The following is a 14,313-nucleotide window of genomic DNA, read 5'->3' as shown; positions in this document are numbered from 1 at the left end:
CGGGTCGGGCACACTATAGGTGCCTCCCCGCCGTCAGCCGGACCCGGTCCCCAGCTTGCCGATCACCCAGTCGTGGAAGGCTCCGATGTGGTGCTCGCTGGGCACCAGGACCCCGCCCCGGGCGTACGCGCGGGAGTTCATCGCGGGCTGGCACCTCTCACAGGCTGCGAAGTCCTGCTCGTTGACCCGGTGGAAGAGCTCCACGGACGGGCCGAGATCGGTGCCCGCGTCCACGACGTCCTTGAGGAAGAGCCAGTCGCACTCCACGATCGTCCGGTCGGCCGCCAGCGGGAACATCCGGTGCAGGATCACGTGGTCGGGCACCAGGTTGACGAAGACCTGCGGCTTGATGGTGATCGCGTAGTAGCGACGGTCCTGCTCCTCGCCGACTCCGGGGATGCGGTCCACCCCCGCCGAGCCGTCGACGGTGAACCCCTGGACCTCCTCGCCGAACTCCGCCCCGTGCCCTACGAAGGACTGCGCCGCGTACCCGTCGGCGAACTCCGGCAACACCTCGGTGAGCTCGGGGTGGATGGTGGCGCAGTGGTAGCACTCCATGAAGTTCTCCACGATGAGCTTCCAGTTCGCCCGCACGTCGTAGACGATCCTGCGGCCCACCGCCAGGTTGGCGATGTCGTAGCTCTCGATGGCCCGCTCGTCGCCCAGCCGGGCCGTCGCCTCGCCGATCACGTCCGCCTCGAACGACGGCGGCTCGTCGGCCAGGCAGACCCACACGTACCCGATCCACTCGCGCACGGCCACGTTGACCAGCCCGTACTCGACCCGGTCGAGGTCGGGCATCTTCGTCAGGTTCGGCGCGGCGATCAGCCTGCCCTCGAGGTCGTAGGTCCAGGCATGGTACGGACACTGGAAGGCCCGCTTGACCTCGCCGGACTCCTCGGTGCGGATCCGGGCGCCGCGGTGACGGCACACGTTGAGGAAGGCCCGGATCGAGCCGTCCCTGGCCCGGGTGACCAGGACGCTCTCCCGGCCCACCTGGACGGTTCTGAAGGCCCCCGGCTTTCCCAGATCGGAGGCGCGAGCGACGCAGAACCACATCGACTCGAAGACGCGGGCCTGCTCCAGGGCGAAGACGTTCTCGTCGGTGTAGTAGCCGCCGGGCAGGGTGGCGATCACGCTGGGCGGCAGGCTTCTCGCGGTCACGATCGCTCCTTGGTGTGCCGTGTCGACGGGGCACGGCGCGACACCGGTTTCCCGGCGGACTCCCCGCCGCACGGTACGCGGGTCGGCGGCGCCGGCGAGGCGACGGCCATCGGCGTCATGCCGTACCCGCGCGCACGCCGGGCGGCAGGTTCGGCGGCTCCTCGGAGGGCACCACGTAGACGGTGTCGTCGGAGACCACCACCCGGTGGGTGCGCAGCGGCAGCTTGGCGGGAAGGGTGGTCGGCCGTCCCGTCCGCAGGTCGAAGCTCGACGCGTGCAGGGGGCACTCGATCTCACACCCCTCCAGCCACCCGTCGGAGAGCGAGGCGTCCTGGTGGGTGCAGGTGTCGTCCACGGCGTAGATCTCGCCGTCCTCGGTGTGGAAGACAGCGATGGGCGGGTCGACGTCGAGCCGATGGGCCTCACCCGGAGGAAGGGCCGCGAGGGGGCAGACAGGGATCATCGCAACAAACCCCGGTTTCGTAAAGCAGAACAAGCAGCGCTATACGCAACAGCGTGACCCCCGGAAATCCCACTGTCAAGGGCCGGCCCAGCAGTCTTCCCCATGGTCACGCACGGGTTTTTGCGGCTACAGGTCAGTGAGGGTGTACAACAAGGCGGCCATGCTGGTGCCACTGACGATGTCGCGCTTGTCGATCAATCGGCGAATGTCGGCGAGTGGCACCCACTCGATGCGCTCGGCCTCCCACTCCTCGGTCGGCGGGCCGATGTACGTGGCGCCGTCAGCACGGAAGATGTGATGCGCGGAATCGGACAGACCGTTGGTCGGCTGGGTGTAGAGCAGCGGGCGCAGCGGTCCTGGCCGCCAGCCGGTCTCCTCCTCAACCTCCCGCGCGGCGGCCGTTATCGGCTCCTCGCCCTCTTCGATCTTGCCGATGGGGATCTCCCAGCCCCACGAGTCGGTGATGAACCGGTGCCGCCAGATCAGCAGCACCCGTCGCTCGTCATCGGTGACGACGACCCCGGCCCCCGGTGCCGTACGAATGATCCGGTGGTCGAGGTGCCTGCCGTTGGGAAGTTCCACGTCCGCCACCCGGATATCAAGCCACTGGTCTTTGTAGAGCGGTTCTTCAGAGTGGACCTGCCAGCGCATGCGGCGTGCTCCCAGCGTGGATTCCTGATCTCGACACCACGCTACAAGGGCACGCGCGCCTGCTGCCCAGCACGCGCCAGAAACTCCCGGACCGTTAGCGTGGAGAACGGCCGCAAGGCCGCAGTGACCGTGGCAACGCGTTCGGCGACGCGCTCGGACTCCATCCCCTCGACGCGCTCCAGCATCATCTCAGCGGTCGCGGCTGCCTGGTCCGCGTCTCCGCGTTCGGCCAGTACAAGAGCCAGGGTGGCCAGGCGATGGGCCTGGCCTCGCAGGTGGCAGGCGTCGACGGAGCGGAGAGCCTCCTCGGCGTATTCCTGGGCCGCCACGAGGTCGCCGAGCCGCCGCAGAGCCTCGGCGTGCTGACATTCCAGCAGGCCCGGCTGGACGTATCCGGTCTCGGACGGCTCGTCGTTCTGCCTGATCCGGGCTGCACTGCTCTCCGCTCGGCTCATATGGGCGTGGCAACTTGCCCGATCTCCGATACGTGCGTACGCCTTGGCCTGGAGGGTGTGCAGGTCGGTGGCGAGCGCAGGGGTCAGATACCCGCCCGCACCACGCAACGCCGTCTCCGCGTACTGGATCACATACCTGTACTTCGCCTGCGGCATGGCCTGGTTGGCCAGCAAAGCCACCACGTATCCACCGAACGCCAGGTTGCCCGACGCCTTGGCCATCCGCAGCGCATGGAACAGGTAGCGCTGGGAGAGTGCCTGCCGGTCGGAGTCGTAGGCGCAGATGCCCGCGAGCGCGACCAGGCCGCCGGCTGCTCGGAACAGATCCCGGCCGGTGCGGTCGTCGTGCCCTCCCTTCAATAGGGGGGTTACGTGGGCGTTGAGGAAGGCCACAATGCGCGGCCGCACCGGCACTCCGCCAACCCGGCGGTACATCTGCTCGTAGCGTCCGCGCGCAGCCTTGAGTGTGTGAACGTCTTCCATGCTCACCGTACGTGGACCCCGGCGAGAAACGTCCATCTCATGGGGCGGGTTCTCCCACTCGAAAACAGGGGCGATGGCCGCCGGTCCGTCGATCATCGTGGCGCCGGCCAGAAAGCCCCTGCTCCCGAGATCTCCTCGCCAGAGAGCGACGGCCTGATCAACGGCCTGCGGCAGATCCACCTCTCCCAGGCCGGTCCCCCGCTTGACCATGCCGATGTCGGAGAGGGACAGGACCCGCCCGATCCTGGTACCGATGATCTCGCAGATGATCTCTGGTACGTCTCCTCTTGGGATACCGCCGTCTCGTATCCAGCGGGCGACGGCGGTGTGATCGTAACGGGTAGAACGGCGGGCGGTCGCGGTGGTCGCGTTGATGCGTGCAGCGAGTCCGGCGTGCGAGATCCCCGCCTCGACCAGCAGCGAGTCAAGCAGAATGTTCGGCTCGCTCATCGTTCAGCCTCCCGTCGACCGACAGCCTCCATACGGAGTGTAATCATATGATCACGATCAAGGCGGACCTCTGTCCCTGTGCGATATCACGACTGGATCGCTTTCACACGGGGTGCGAACCGGCTCCCACCCCCGATGGCCATCACACGCTTACGCCGGTCATCCACTGCCCGGTGGACTTGGCCTCATGGCCCGGCATGACAACTCGCAGATCCCCCGTCCGCAGCGGAAAGTGCGCCCGAGAGCCACACAACGCTCTGGCGGAGTACGGGCATCTTCACCAACGTCCACAGCGGTCACGGGGTCGCGCTCGGGTCGGCCTGAGCGAGGTTGGTGGTCTGGTGCGACGGCAACCTCTACACGACGTGCACGGTCCTTCCCGCCCAACCCACAAACGGGCCTGTCCACCGCCAGCGACGACCGGACGGACCCTTGATCGGATGGAGGTCCAATCAATGACCGATGCTGAATCCACCACCATTCCCGGCTGGCGGCTGATCCTCAGTGACGCCGGTCGGCTGTGGGCCAGCCGGGAGAAGCCCTTCTGCGCCCTGGCGTTTCACGCCGGAGCCGAACGGACGGTCGACGCCGACAGCCTTGAGGCCCTGCGTGCCGAGACCGACCGACAGGAGGCCATCGCACGGGAGGCGCGGCAGCGGGCCGCCGGGCAGGTGATCTCGTGATCCGGCGACGTCTTGCCCGCCCTCGCGGTCGTCACCGCGACGGCGTGACCTCCGGTTCGGTCCCGCACTACACCTGGGACCACGAGGCCCGCTCCGAGGCCGCGATGCTGGAGATCACCTGTCCCGGCTGGGCCGTCCTGTACGGCACCGGCAGTCGACTCTTCCACGCCATCGCCACCTGGCCCACTCCCGAGCCTGTGATCATCTGCGACCGGACCATCGACAGTCTCAAGACCCAGATGCGCGAGGCCGAGATGACCGCGATCACCCAACGCTGGGCACTCGCCTCCACCCCGGCCAGGAGCAGCCGCCCCTGAACAGGCACGGCGGCCACGTCCCTTCCCCGGCCCAGACCGCTGTGCCGTCGAAGACGTACCGAATGGGTGCGAAGAAGGCACCCCGTACGGTGCGTGACGCGGGCGGGTCCGCCCACCCGGCCCGCCCGCAGCCAACCTTTCAGAGACACTGGAATCGGACCTGTCCCGGAGTCCGTCAGCGGAACCGCCGGAAGAACGCGCGGACGTCGTCGGTGAACAGGTCGGGTTCCTCCATCGCGGCGAAGTGGCCGCCTCGCTCGAACTCCGACCAGTGGACGATGTTGTTGTCGCGTTCGGCGAGCTGCCGGACGGGGCGGGCCAGGTCGGCGGCGAAGACCGCCACCGCGGTGGGCGTCGCCAACGGCCCGGTACGCGGCGGCCGGGAGGGATGGAAGGCCTCCCAGTAATGGCGGGCCGACGACCCGGCGGTCGCGGTGAGCCAGTAGAGCATCACGTTGGTCAGGAGCCGGTCGCGGGAGACCGCGTCCTCGGGCACGTCGACGCAGTCCGTCCACTCCTTGAACTTCTCGACGATCCAGGCGAGCTGCCCGACCGGGGAGTCGGTGAGCGCGTAGGCCAGTGTCTGCGGCCGGGTGCCCTGGATCTTCGCATAGCCCGACATCTCCGGTTCCGCACCGACCAGCCGGTCAAGCCGCCCCCTGTCATCGTCGGTGAGCCCAGCGACCTCGGCGGGGTCGCTGGGAGGAGGCGTGAGCAGGGTGTTGAGGTGGATTCCGACGACATGGTCAGGGTCGATGGCGGCCAGCTCCCGGGTGATCGCGTGGCCCCAGTCGCCGCCTTGCGCGCCGTAGCGGGGGTACTCCAGGCGCCACATCAACTCGGCCCAGGCCTTGGCGACCCGGTGCACATCCCAGCCGCCTTCGCGGGTCGGACCGGACAGTCCGTATCCCGGAATGGAGGGGATCACCAGGTGGAAGGCGTCGGCCGGGTCGCCACCGTAAGCCCAGGGGTCGGTCAGGGGTCCGATGACGTCGAGGAACTCCACAATGGATCCTGGCCAGCCATGGGTGATCAGCAGTGGCAGCGCATCGTCCCGAACGGAACGGATATGCAGGAAGTGGACGTTGGTCTTGTCGATGGTGGTGGTGAACTGGGGGAACCGGTTGAGATGTGCCTCGTGTTCCCGCCAGTCGTAGCCGGTGCGCCAGTATGCGGTCAACTCCTTGAGGTAGGCCATCGACACGCCCTGGGACCAGTCGGCACCGGCCGACTCATCCGGCCACCTGGTCGCGGCCAGGCGGTCGGTCAGGTCGTCCAGGTCGGCCTGCGCGATGTCGAGGACGAAAGGGCGGACGGCGGTCTCGGCACGCTCGCTCATCCCGTGTTCTCGCCTTCGGGGTCGCCGGCGAGTACGCGAGCGGCCGCCACGTCGTTCTCGTCCCAGCCCCAGTGACCGTCGCGTTCCCCGGCCTGTTCGTCGATCCATCGGTTGTGGGCCTCCCACGCCGCCTGTTTGCTGGTTCCCAGGGCGGCGCCGATCTGCGACCACGAAGCGCCGGCCTGGCGGGCGGAGCGCACGGAGAGCTGGCGTCCGTAGCCCGCCTTCCGCGCGATCACCTCGCCCAGCGCGAGAAGCTCCAGCGCCTCGCCCCGGGTCAGGGGCTCCGCGTCGGGGTCGGGCGGCGTGAGCGCGGGGTCGTCCTCGTCGGCCGGTGCGGCCAGGGCGTCACGGGTGCGTAGCGCGTCGTAGCGCGCGGCTGCGGTCAGCAGCGTGAACCGGCGTTCAAGCTCGTCGGGAGTGGACATGGTTCGAGTATTTCGTCAGGCTACCTTGACGTCAAGCCTTCTTGACGTCAAGGTAGCCTGACATATCGGGGTTCCCCGCCCTGATCAGCTCCGGCGGGACGCGGTCGGCTGGGGGTGCGAGGGCGGTGGTGGAGGGTCGTGGAGTTGTGGCGCACCCGGCGGTCACAAGGAGCGCCAGGACCGCGCAGGCCGTGGAGGTCAGCACGTTGCGTGGCATGGCTTGTCCTTTCTGCGGGCGCGGTGTGCGGGGGTGCAAGGCTCGCCAGGCGGTTGGTGCTGGTGCTGTGGTGTTCAACTCTCGCGGTAGAGCACCAGGTGCTCGTGGTAGAGCACGCCGTCACGAACATCACCGGTGGCGGTGAAGCCCAGGTCGTCGAGGTAGTCGATGTGGGTGCCGGTCACGGTGTAACGGCCGGTGTAGGCGCGCTTGCGGCCGTCGCGTTCCTCTTCGTAGCGGCCGTCGGGCAGGAGTTCCTGGCGAATGCGGCCGTCGGCGGTGACCCACATGCCGATGTACGGGTGGGTGGCGGGCGTCGACCGGTCTCCGCTGGGAGCGGCGCACGCGAGCAACATGGTGAACAGTCCGAGGAGCTGAAGGGGGCTTTTGAACATGGGCTGGAATCCTTTGGAGCGGGGGCGGAGGGGTGAAGGGGCCGACCGAGGCGGCTGTCGACCGGCCCGTGCGCGGCTTGAGGGGTCAGCGGCGGGTGAGGCGGTAGCCGGCGTGCCGCAGGTCGCCGTCCTGGAACTCGCCGTAGGCCCAGAAGCCGAGGTCGTCGAGGTAGTCGATGCGGGTGCCGTTGATCCAGTAGCGGCCGGTGTAGGCACTGGCGCGATCGCCGCGGGCCTCGTCGTAGCGGCCGTCGGGCAGTAGGTTCTGCCGGAGGAAGTCGGCCTGGTCCACCCAGAGGCCGACGTACGGGTGGTCGGCGGCGACCGCGGATGGCTCCGCCTCTTCCGTGGTTCGGGCGAGGCCGGTGGGACGGCCGTCGTAGTGGGTGACCTGGCCGCCGTCGAGCAGGATGTCCAGGTGGCGGGCACGGGCGATGACCGGACCGTCCGGGGTGCCGTTGGGATCGGCGATGCGGATCACCGCGATGTCGGCGCGCTCGCCGGGTGTGAGGGTCCCGGTCGCGCCGGTGGCGGTGAAATCGGCGCGGGCGGGCAGGACGAGGCGGCCCGTGCAGTCGATGACGATCATGCCGTCGTCGTCTGCGGCGGTCAGGAGACCAGGGCCGACGCCGACGATGGTGTCGCCGCCGATGAGGACGTCGGCCTTCTCCCAGTCGCCCAGCATCGCGTTCATGCTGATGACGGTGCCTCCGGCCAGCAGCAGCGGACGGGTGCTGTTCTTGGTGATCGTGTCGAGGAGTTCGCTGGTGTGCATGTCGAGCTCTTTCCGGGTGAGAAGGATGTCAGTTGTATGGGTGGGTGGTGGCCCCGTGCAGGGCGTCCTGGGCGGTGTGGTCGCGGGCCTGACGGCTCGGCCGGGCCGGCTCGCCGTCGTTCGGGTAGGCGCCGTAGGTCAGGCCGGTCCCGGGTGGCGGGCCTGCGCCGGTCATGATCGGGTGTGCCGGTACCCGGCGGCGGCCAGGACCCGGTCGCGCGAGGCGCGCACGTCCTCGCGCAGTCCGGCCAGGTCGAGGTCGAGGACGGTACCGGCCCACTTGCGGACCTGGCCGGCGATGAGGACCGCGTCGATGTTGCGCGGGTCGGAGCCGAGCACGAGGGTGCCGATCGGGTCGTTGAGGGGCATGTTGTTGAGGTCCTCGGCGCGGACGACGAGCACGTCCGCCTGCTTGCCTGGGGTGAGAGAGCCGGTGACGTCACCGAGGCCGATGCTCCTGGCGCCCTGCAGGGTGGCGAAGTCGAGCACGTCGTGCACGCCGATCCGGGTGGGCGGCTCGCCGGTGCCGTAGGCGGCGTTGACGGCACGCATGCGCTGGATGGCGTGCAGAGCGCGCATCTGCGTGAACATGTCGCTGGCCAGCGCGACTTCGACGTCGATGCTCAGGCTCGGCCGGATGCCGACGGCGAGCGCCTCGTCGACGGCCGGGACGGCACTCTCCAAGCCGATCTGGGCATCCGAGGTCGGAGCGAGGGAGACCGCGGCGCCGGTGTCGGCCATCGCCTGCCATGCCTGCGGGGTCAGGCCCGTGCAGTGGATGAGGGCGACGTCCGGTCCGAGCAGTCCTTGCTTGGCCCAGCCGAGGATGGCCTCGGAGGAGGGCAGGCCGAAGACGGCGTCGACGCTGACGCCGATACCGAGGTCACGGGCGGTGCGGGCGAGGCGTTCACCGTAGGCGAGGTCGGGGCCGGCGATCTCGCCGGTGGCGAGTGTGGCCAGGCGCAGGGTGAGGAGCCCGCTACTGGAGGCGAAGTAGGTGTCCTGGAGCCGGGTCAGGTCGGCGGGCCATTGGCCGTCCCAGTCGCCGAAGTGCGGGCGCATCGAGGCGTGCACGCCCCGGATGCCGCTGTCGATCAGCGCCCGGATGGCGGCGTCGGAGTGGGCGGCGGTGCGGGAGTTGTGGGAGAAGTCCAGCATGGTGGTGATGCCGCTGTCGATGGCGGTCAGCGCGGCCAGCTTCGTTCCGATGTACATGTCCTGCGGCTGGTACGCCGGAGCGATCCCGGCCAGGGTGGAGGTGACGTACTCGCCGAGGTCGTTGACGTCGGGCATGATCCGGCGCAGTTGGGCCTCCCAGGCGTGCCGGTGGGTGTCGACGAAGCCGGGGGCCAGGATGGCGCCGGTGACGTCGATGATCAAGGCGTCCTCGGCCTGGAGGTCCGGGCCGACGGCGGCGATCCGGTCGCCTTCGATGAGCAGGTCGGCACGAGGCATGACGCCGAGGCCGGGGTCCATGGTGACGACGGCGGCTCCGGTGAGCAGGATGCGACGCCCGGGGTCGGCGGCGCGGCGGCGCAGTTCGTCCAAGATTGTGGTCATGGTGGGCTTCCTTCAAGAACGTGGAGGGTGACGGCTCGTGCTGAGGGGGCGTGAGCCGAGAAGAGGGTGACGAGGCCGGTACGGCCGGCGCATCCGGCCGGTGTCAGTCGTGAGTCAGGTACATGCGATGCCGCAGGTCCAAGGTGGTGGCGTTGCCGGCGAAGGTGCCGTTGCCGCGGTGGTGGAACTCGCCCGTTCCGCGCCTGACGGGATCGATCCAGGCGCGCTCGCCCTTGAGGATCCACAGGTTGTGGTCGTCGACGTTGAAACCGCTGGTCATCAGGTTGGCACGCCGGCCGTCGAAGGTGGACACCATGATGACCGGTCCGGGTTGCGCACCGCGATCACGACGTTGCCGCCCTTGTCGACGGCGGTGCGGGCGATCTCGGCGCCCAGGCCGCGGGATGCTCCGGTGATGAACCAGGTGGTCATGACGGTGTCCTTCGTTCCGTTCCCTTTGGCTGACACGGATGAGTTTGCCGAGGTCAGCGAGATGGAAGAAGGTCACGGATTTCCTGGGAGTGGCTTACCTAGGAACCAGGGCGGACCGGGCCCATGGACGTCGAAGAGGCCGGAGCGTGGTCCCGGCCTCATAGTGTCCTGCCAATTGCTCGCCGCCTAGCCTGGCCGCTTGTCCCCGGCCGCGAGCGCGTCGTCAGCGGCTTCCAGCCAGCATCGCCACCTCTTCACGCCGTACCTCCTTGACCCGCCGGCGCCCGTACTCGGGCAGCCTCACATCCTCAGGTTTGAGCGCCTCGCGACGGGCGCGCAGGAAGTCACCCAAGGGCGTGCCGGCGCTCATCTGGCCACGACCCGGCAGCCGCATGTCGCGGCCGCGCCGAGGTGCCCGTCTCTTACCCGGTTGCGGTGTCGTGCTGCAGGCCTGTACATGGGTTCCTCTCCGTCAAAGGGCGATCTGACCTCCATCGACGACGTGGACGCCGCGGTGCGAGCAGTTGCCGCTTAAAAGGTGATCGTGATCTTGCCTTGGACGTGGCGTTCGGCGAAGTCGATGAGGGCTTGACGCGCGTCGGCGAAGGCGTACTCGGCGCTGATGGGAACATTGAGTGTGCCGTGCGCCGCCTGATCGGCCGGCACGTCAAGCTGCCCTGCCGTAGCGGCGGCGGTACCGGTGAAGACAGCGTTCACCCCACAGGGGAATTCCTGCGGACCGCCGAGGGGCGAGACGATTCGGCCGCCCGGACGGGCGGCGGCCGCCGTCAAGGCCAGGTTCTGCCCGGCGTTGGCCACGTCGATTTGCCTTCGAGGCGCTTTTCACCATGCGCGGCGCCGTACCTTTCGACGGCGATCGGCTTCCAGCATGGCACCTCGCGGGCGAGGCCCGAATGCTCGTAAAACAAACTTCACCGCAAACCGGCTCACGCGTAGGCGTCGACGCCGAGTTTGAGCGCGACGAGCAGGCCGCAGGCGGCGGTGCCGAGGCGAAGCGCGCGGCCGGGCAGGCGTCGGGCGATCGACGGGCCAAGCCGGCCGCCCAGCAGGAATCCCAGTGCGAGGGGCACCGCCGCCGACCACTGCACCGGCCCGAAGAGGGCGAAGCCGATCGCCGCCACCCCGTTGGCCAGGGCGGAGGCGACGTTCTTGATAGCGTTGATCTTGACCGGTGACTGGTCGAGCACGGCCGAGAGCACCGCGAACATGAGGACCCCACCGGCGGCCCCGAAGTAGCCGAGGTAGATCGCGACGGCGAACATGGCGGCGCGCGCCTTCCATCCGTCCTCGCCGCCGTACCCTCCCATCGTGTTCGGCGGACGGAGCAGCAGCAGCGAGGCGAACGCGATCAGCCAGGGCGCGATCGCCTCGAACGTGTCGGAGGGGGTCGCCAGCAACAACCCGGCCCCCACCGCCCCGCCGAGCAGGGTCATCGTGCCGAGTCGCAGGACCCTCGCGCCCTGTCCGGCCAGTTCCGGCCGCGACCCGAACGCCGCGCCCACCCCGTTGAAGGTCAGCGCGACCGTGTTCGTCACGTTCGCGGTCACCGGCGGCAGGCCGAACGCCAGCAACACCGGGTAGGAGACGATCGAGGCCAGGCTCACCACCGTGCCGACCACCCCGGCCAGCACCCCGGCTCCGAACAGTCCCAGCACTTCAACGACGTTCACGGGGGGACAGCCAACCACACCTCCCCGTCTGGCACGGCACCACCCACGGCGGAGATACGGGGTGTCGGATTCCGGGTTTACCAACAGACCTTTCCGGTCGAATACCCGGGAACGAACCAGCACATTCAGCTAGCCCGCTCCTATGCTGCCGTCATGGCGGAGGAATATTTCAAGGACGGGACCCTGTCGGGTAAGGGCGACTACTCGGACGGGCAGCGGAGTGGACCGTGGACTTTCTACTTTCGGAACGGCCGGTTGAAGGCGGAGGGTGTTTACCAGGCCGGACAGCTCGTCGGCGAGTGGGTCTGGCACCGCGAGGGCGGCGGCCTCCTGCAGCAGGGCGCCTTCGTGGACGGTAAGCAGCACGGCCCGTGGCGCCGCTGGCACGACAACGGCAACCTGCTGGACGAGGGGACGTACAACGTCGGCAAGAAGACCGGCGAGTGGGTCACCTACGACAAGGCGGGCAAAGAGACAAAGCGAACAACCCACCGCTGACCAGATGGTCGTCTCGTCTGCTCGTCGGCTAGTGGTGCAGCGCGCGCACGGTCATCCCGCTCGCCCGTGCCACCTCGCCGATGCTCCATCTGCGCCCGGCGTCGTCTTTCCCGATCACGCCCGCAACGTTAGGACCTCTCGCCACGGCAGGTTCAAGCCCCGGCCCTTCTGGAAGTCGCGGGCCCCGCCACCGTCTTCCGGGAGATCGGGATTTCAAAGCGAACCTGACCTCGCCCAGCCGATCAAATGACCGTCCATCGGGCACAGCCACCAGGTGAACAGCAGACGGGAGGAGCCCGGTGCGTTGCGGGTGTGGCCACCACCGGCAGAACCCGTGGCCACACGCGCCTCGAAGGCGATGGGCGCGCTGGGCGCGGTGCTGCTGGCCGCGATGGTCGTGGCGCAGGTCGCCTCGGGACTGCAGCCTCGGCCGATCGCGCTGACCGGTGTGGTCGTCCCGCTGCTGGCGGCGAGCGCGCTGGTCTTCGCCTCGGTGACCTACTCCCCCACCGGAGCCGTCGCGGCGTTCACCGCCGCGGTCGCGACCGGGTACGCCGCGGAGTGGGTCGGGACCAGGGCGGGGGTGCCGTTCGGCGACTACCACTACACCGGCGCTCTCCAGCCGGTGCTCGGCGGGGTACCGGTGATCGTGGCGCTGGCCTGGGGTGGCATGGGACTGGCGGCCCACGCGGTGGCCGCCGCGATCGCACCCGGCAGCCGGGCCGCGCGGGTCGCGCTGGGGGCGCTGGCGCTCACCGCCTGGGACGTGTTCCTGGACCCGCAGATGACCCGGCTGGGTCTGTGGGTCTGGCACGACCCCGGCCACTACCGTGGCGTCCCGCTCGGTAGCTTCGCCGGTTGGCTCGTCGTCTCACTGCTGGTCATGGTCCTGATCGAGCGCCTCGTGGCCGAACCCGCGGTGTGGAGCCCCGGGCTGGTGTCGATCTACACGACGATGGCGGTCATGGAGACCGTCGGTTTCGCAGCGGTTTTCGACCCGCCGGATCCGCTGGTCGCCGTCGCGGGAGGAACGTGCATGGGTCTGTTCGTCCTGCTCGCCTGGGGACACGGATACCGGAGACAACGGTGATCGGGGGTGGTGTCGGGGGCATGGTCTGCGCCCTGCTGCCGGCCTGCGAGGGGCATCGGGTGCGCCCGTACGAGCGGCTCCCCCGCCTCGGCGGCAAGCTCGTCGAGCAGGACTTCCCCACCGGTTCCTCCCATGTGACCACCACCGGAGGCCGCGAACCCGGAACCGTCCGGTGAACCACCTGCCCGAGACCGTGGAGGTGTCGCGATGAGAGCGCTGACCGCGCTGCAGGCCGCCGCCGCGCTGGCGGTGGCGGTGCGCCTGGCCCGGGGGCGGCACCGCCTGCCCGCGCTGAACCCCGTGCCGGCCCACGCGCCGGCCCACGCGCCGGCTTCGGCGAGGACGACGCCGCCGCGCGTCTCGGTGGTGATCCCCGCCCGCGACGAGGAGGCCCGCCTCGGCCCCTGCCTGTCGGCGCTGCTCGCCGATCCGGCCGTCGCGGAGGTCGTCGTCGTCGACGACGAGTCACGCGACGGCACGGCGGAACTGGCCGCCCGGCTCGGCGCGAAGGTCCTCATCGGAGCGCCGCTTCCCGAGGGCTGGGTGGGCAAGCAGTGGGCCCTGAAGCAGGGGGTCGAGGCGGCGGGGGGCGACGTCGTGGTGACCCTGGACGCGGACGCCCGGCCCGTGCCGGGACTGATCGGCGCGCTCGCGGCGACGCTGGAGGGCTACGACCTGGTGAGCGTGGGCCCCAGGTACCTGTGCGAGGGGACCGCCGAGCAGGCGCTGCACGCCTCGTTCCTGGCCACACTGATCTACCGCTTCGGCCCGATCGGTCCGCCCACTCCGCCGGCCCCGCACCGTGCGGTGGCCAACGGCCAGTGCATGGCCTTCCGCCGTACGGCGATGCTGAACGTCGACGGGTTCGCGCGGGTCCGCGCTGGCGGCGCTGCGGCTGACGCAGACCACGTTGCGCCCGGCACGCGGCTGGCGGGGCCGCGTCTACCCGGCGGCCACGACGGGCGGACGACCTGGCCGGGCAACTGCGGACGGGCGAGCGGGCCGGGTCACGACGGGCGGGAGGCCCGCGCCGCCTGACCGAACCGCAGCCCGATGAGGCACATGAGCAGGCCGATCCCGATCACATGCGTGACCGGCGCGAAGAGCAGCTGGAACAGCGGGACACGCGGCAACGCGATCCCCGCTTCTCCCCCTACGCGAGCGAGGGCACCTGGGACGGCGCCGACCCGCTGGCCTGACCTCGCCGCCGGGCTCGCCCGGC

22 protein-coding genes are annotated in these 14,313 nt (G+C 69.5%); 6 read left to right on the top strand and 16 right to left on the bottom strand.

Annotation, left to right across the window (positions count from 1 at the left end; translation table 11 throughout):
* Positions 1-33 precede the first annotated feature (33 nt).
* The 4 genes from ABZU75_RS33180 to ABZU75_RS33165 all read right to left on the bottom strand — a co-directional run bounded on the left by ABZU75_RS33180 (position 34) and on the right by ABZU75_RS33165 (position 3,666).
* Positions 34-1,164: an aromatic ring-hydroxylating dioxygenase subunit alpha gene (locus ABZU75_RS33180; RefSeq protein ID WP_355562913.1), complete on the bottom strand. Its 1,131-nt coding sequence runs from the start codon at positions 1,162-1,164 to the stop codon at positions 34-36.
* Between the two features lie 115 nt (positions 1,165-1,279).
* The gene (locus ABZU75_RS33175) at positions 1,280-1,627 is read right to left on the bottom strand and encodes a bifunctional 3-phenylpropionate/cinnamic acid dioxygenase ferredoxin subunit (RefSeq protein ID WP_355562910.1); all 348 of its coding nucleotides are present in this window, start codon (positions 1,625-1,627) and stop codon (positions 1,280-1,282) included.
* A 126-nt stretch (positions 1,628-1,753) separates the two neighbouring features.
* The gene (locus ABZU75_RS33170; RefSeq protein ID WP_355562907.1) at positions 1,754-2,278 is read right to left on the bottom strand and encodes an NUDIX hydrolase; all 525 of its coding nucleotides are present in this window, start codon (positions 2,276-2,278) and stop codon (positions 1,754-1,756) included.
* 41 nt (positions 2,279-2,319) lie between these two features.
* Complete coding sequence (locus ABZU75_RS33165) at positions 2,320-3,666, bottom strand: transcriptional regulator (RefSeq protein WP_355562904.1); 1,347 nt, start codon at positions 3,664-3,666, stop codon at positions 2,320-2,322.
* 455 nt (positions 3,667-4,121) lie between these two features.
* Between ABZU75_RS33165 and ABZU75_RS33160 the strand changes: the two genes are divergently transcribed.
* Together ABZU75_RS33160 and ABZU75_RS33155 are read left to right on the top strand one after the other, a co-directional pair.
* The gene (locus tag ABZU75_RS33160; RefSeq protein WP_355562901.1) at positions 4,122-4,349 is read left to right on the top strand and encodes a hypothetical protein; all 228 of its coding nucleotides are present in this window, start codon (positions 4,122-4,124) and stop codon (positions 4,347-4,349) included.
* 44 nt (positions 4,350-4,393) lie between these two features.
* Positions 4,394-4,666, top strand: a complete 273-nt coding sequence (locus ABZU75_RS33155) for a hypothetical protein (protein ID WP_355562899.1) — start codon at positions 4,394-4,396, stop codon at positions 4,664-4,666.
* Between the two features lie 175 nt (positions 4,667-4,841).
* Here ABZU75_RS33155 and ABZU75_RS33150 read toward each other — a convergent pair whose 3' ends face one another.
* From ABZU75_RS33150 to ABZU75_RS33095, 12 genes are all read right to left on the bottom strand, one after another.
* On the bottom strand, positions 4,842-6,005 hold the full coding sequence (locus ABZU75_RS33150; RefSeq protein WP_355562896.1) for an epoxide hydrolase family protein: 1,164 nt from the start codon (positions 6,003-6,005) through the stop codon (positions 4,842-4,844).
* Positions 6,002-6,433, bottom strand: a complete 432-nt coding sequence (locus tag ABZU75_RS33145) for a hypothetical protein (protein WP_355562893.1) — start codon at positions 6,431-6,433, stop codon at positions 6,002-6,004. The genes ABZU75_RS33150 and ABZU75_RS33145 overlap by 4 nt, the downstream gene beginning before the upstream one ends.
* Before the next feature lie 31 nt (positions 6,434-6,464).
* Complete coding sequence (locus ABZU75_RS33140; RefSeq protein ID WP_355562890.1) at positions 6,465-6,650, bottom strand: hypothetical protein; 186 nt, start codon at positions 6,648-6,650, stop codon at positions 6,465-6,467.
* A gap of 74 nt (positions 6,651-6,724) precedes the next feature.
* Complete coding sequence (locus ABZU75_RS33135) at positions 6,725-7,045, bottom strand: Atu4866 domain-containing protein (RefSeq protein WP_355562887.1); 321 nt, start codon at positions 7,043-7,045, stop codon at positions 6,725-6,727.
* A gap of 85 nt (positions 7,046-7,130) precedes the next feature.
* A complete protein-coding gene (locus ABZU75_RS33130) occupies positions 7,131-7,820 on the bottom strand; it encodes an Atu4866 domain-containing protein (protein WP_355562885.1) in 690 nt (229 codons plus the stop codon).
* A gap of 28 nt (positions 7,821-7,848) precedes the next feature.
* Positions 7,849-7,995, bottom strand: coding sequence for a hypothetical protein (locus ABZU75_RS33125; protein WP_355562882.1), 147 nt, complete (start codon positions 7,993-7,995; stop codon positions 7,849-7,851).
* Positions 7,992-9,380, bottom strand: coding sequence for an amidohydrolase family protein (locus tag ABZU75_RS33120; protein ID WP_355562880.1), 1,389 nt, complete (start codon positions 9,378-9,380; stop codon positions 7,992-7,994). Before ABZU75_RS33120 ends, ABZU75_RS33125 begins: the two co-directional genes overlap by 4 nt.
* A gap of 103 nt (positions 9,381-9,483) precedes the next feature.
* Complete coding sequence (locus tag ABZU75_RS33115; protein WP_355562877.1) at positions 9,484-9,696, bottom strand: hypothetical protein; 213 nt, start codon at positions 9,694-9,696, stop codon at positions 9,484-9,486.
* Positions 9,660-9,812 carry an SDR family NAD(P)-dependent oxidoreductase gene (locus tag ABZU75_RS33110; RefSeq protein ID WP_355562874.1) on the bottom strand — a complete coding sequence of 51 codons (153 nt, stop codon included), beginning with the start codon at positions 9,810-9,812 and terminating at the stop codon, positions 9,660-9,662. Before ABZU75_RS33110 ends, ABZU75_RS33115 begins: the two co-directional genes overlap by 37 nt.
* Positions 9,813-10,035: 223 nt before the next feature.
* Positions 10,036-10,182 carry a hypothetical protein gene (locus ABZU75_RS33105; RefSeq protein ID WP_355562871.1) on the bottom strand — a complete coding sequence of 49 codons (147 nt, stop codon included), beginning with the start codon at positions 10,180-10,182 and terminating at the stop codon, positions 10,036-10,038.
* A gap of 161 nt (positions 10,183-10,343) precedes the next feature.
* On the bottom strand, positions 10,344-10,631 hold the full coding sequence (locus tag ABZU75_RS33100) for a zinc-binding dehydrogenase (protein WP_355562869.1): 288 nt from the start codon (positions 10,629-10,631) through the stop codon (positions 10,344-10,346).
* A gap of 128 nt (positions 10,632-10,759) precedes the next feature.
* Complete coding sequence (locus ABZU75_RS33095) at positions 10,760-11,503, bottom strand: sulfite exporter TauE/SafE family protein (RefSeq protein ID WP_355562866.1); 744 nt, start codon at positions 11,501-11,503, stop codon at positions 10,760-10,762.
* Between the two features lie 153 nt (positions 11,504-11,656).
* On the opposite strand from ABZU75_RS33095, the gene ABZU75_RS33090 reads away from it, so the two are divergent.
* The 4 genes from ABZU75_RS33090 to ABZU75_RS33075 all read left to right on the top strand — a co-directional run bounded on the left by ABZU75_RS33090 (position 11,657) and on the right by ABZU75_RS33075 (position 14,129).
* Entirely contained in the window at positions 11,657-12,001 is a 345-nt protein-coding gene (locus ABZU75_RS33090; RefSeq protein WP_355562863.1) for a hypothetical protein, read from the top strand.
* 274 nt (positions 12,002-12,275) lie between these two features.
* Entirely contained in the window at positions 12,276-13,091 is an 816-nt protein-coding gene (locus ABZU75_RS33085) for a carotenoid biosynthesis protein (RefSeq protein ID WP_355562860.1), read from the top strand.
* Complete coding sequence (locus ABZU75_RS33080) at positions 13,088-13,267, top strand: NAD(P)-binding protein (RefSeq protein ID WP_355562858.1); 180 nt, start codon at positions 13,088-13,090, stop codon at positions 13,265-13,267. Before ABZU75_RS33085 ends, ABZU75_RS33080 begins: the two co-directional genes overlap by 4 nt.
* 31 nt (positions 13,268-13,298) lie before the next feature.
* A complete protein-coding gene (locus ABZU75_RS33075; protein WP_355562855.1) occupies positions 13,299-14,129 on the top strand; it encodes a glycosyltransferase family 2 protein in 831 nt (276 codons plus the stop codon).
* Positions 14,130-14,313 lie beyond the last annotated feature (184 nt).

This window comes from Streptosporangium sp. NPDC005286 (genome assembly GCF_040607515.1).
Taxonomy (GTDB): Bacteria; Actinomycetota; Actinomycetes; order Streptosporangiales; family Streptosporangiaceae; genus Streptosporangium.
Note: the sequence above shows the minus strand (reverse complement) of the source record. Positions and strands in the feature narration are given on the sequence as shown.

Excerpts from the sequence above, each read along its gene's own strand:
- ABZU75_RS33175 (WP_355562910.1), bottom strand. The coding sequence starts at position 1,627 with ATGATCCCTGTCTGCCCCCTCGCGGCCCTTCCTCCGGGTGAGGCCCAT.
- ABZU75_RS33170 (WP_355562907.1), bottom strand. The coding sequence starts at position 2,278 with ATGCGCTGGCAGGTCCACTCTGAAGAACCGCTCTACAAAGACCAGTGG.
- ABZU75_RS33165 (WP_355562904.1), bottom strand. The coding sequence starts at position 3,666 with ATGAGCGAGCCGAACATTCTGCTTGACTCGCTGCTGGTCGAGGCGGGG.
- ABZU75_RS33160 (WP_355562901.1), top strand. The coding sequence starts at position 4,122 with ATGACCGATGCTGAATCCACCACCATTCCCGGCTGGCGGCTGATCCTC.
- ABZU75_RS33150 (WP_355562896.1), bottom strand. The coding sequence starts at position 6,005 with ATGAGCGAGCGTGCCGAGACCGCCGTCCGCCCTTTCGTCCTCGACATC.
- ABZU75_RS33145 (WP_355562893.1), bottom strand. The coding sequence starts at position 6,433 with ATGTCCACTCCCGACGAGCTTGAACGCCGGTTCACGCTGCTGACCGCA.
- ABZU75_RS33140 (WP_355562890.1), bottom strand. The coding sequence starts at position 6,650 with ATGCCACGCAACGTGCTGACCTCCACGGCCTGCGCGGTCCTGGCGCTC.
- ABZU75_RS33135 (WP_355562887.1), bottom strand. The coding sequence starts at position 7,045 with ATGTTCAAAAGCCCCCTTCAGCTCCTCGGACTGTTCACCATGTTGCTC.
- ABZU75_RS33130 (WP_355562885.1), bottom strand. The coding sequence starts at position 7,820 with ATGCACACCAGCGAACTCCTCGACACGATCACCAAGAACAGCACCCGT.
- ABZU75_RS33125 (WP_355562882.1), bottom strand. The coding sequence starts at position 7,995 with ATGACCGGCGCAGGCCCGCCACCCGGGACCGGCCTGACCTACGGCGCC.
- ABZU75_RS33120 (WP_355562880.1), bottom strand. The coding sequence starts at position 9,380 with ATGACCACAATCTTGGACGAACTGCGCCGCCGCGCCGCCGACCCCGGG.
- ABZU75_RS33115 (WP_355562877.1), bottom strand. The coding sequence starts at position 9,696 with ATGGTGTCCACCTTCGACGGCCGGCGTGCCAACCTGATGACCAGCGGT.
- ABZU75_RS33110 (WP_355562874.1), bottom strand. The coding sequence starts at position 9,812 with ATGACCACCTGGTTCATCACCGGAGCATCCCGCGGCCTGGGCGCCGAG.
- ABZU75_RS33105 (WP_355562871.1), bottom strand. The coding sequence starts at position 10,182 with ATGAGCGCCGGCACGCCCTTGGGTGACTTCCTGCGCGCCCGTCGCGAG.
- ABZU75_RS33090 (WP_355562863.1), top strand. The coding sequence starts at position 11,657 with ATGGCGGAGGAATATTTCAAGGACGGGACCCTGTCGGGTAAGGGCGAC.
- ABZU75_RS33075 (WP_355562855.1), top strand. The coding sequence starts at position 13,299 with ATGAGAGCGCTGACCGCGCTGCAGGCCGCCGCCGCGCTGGCGGTGGCG.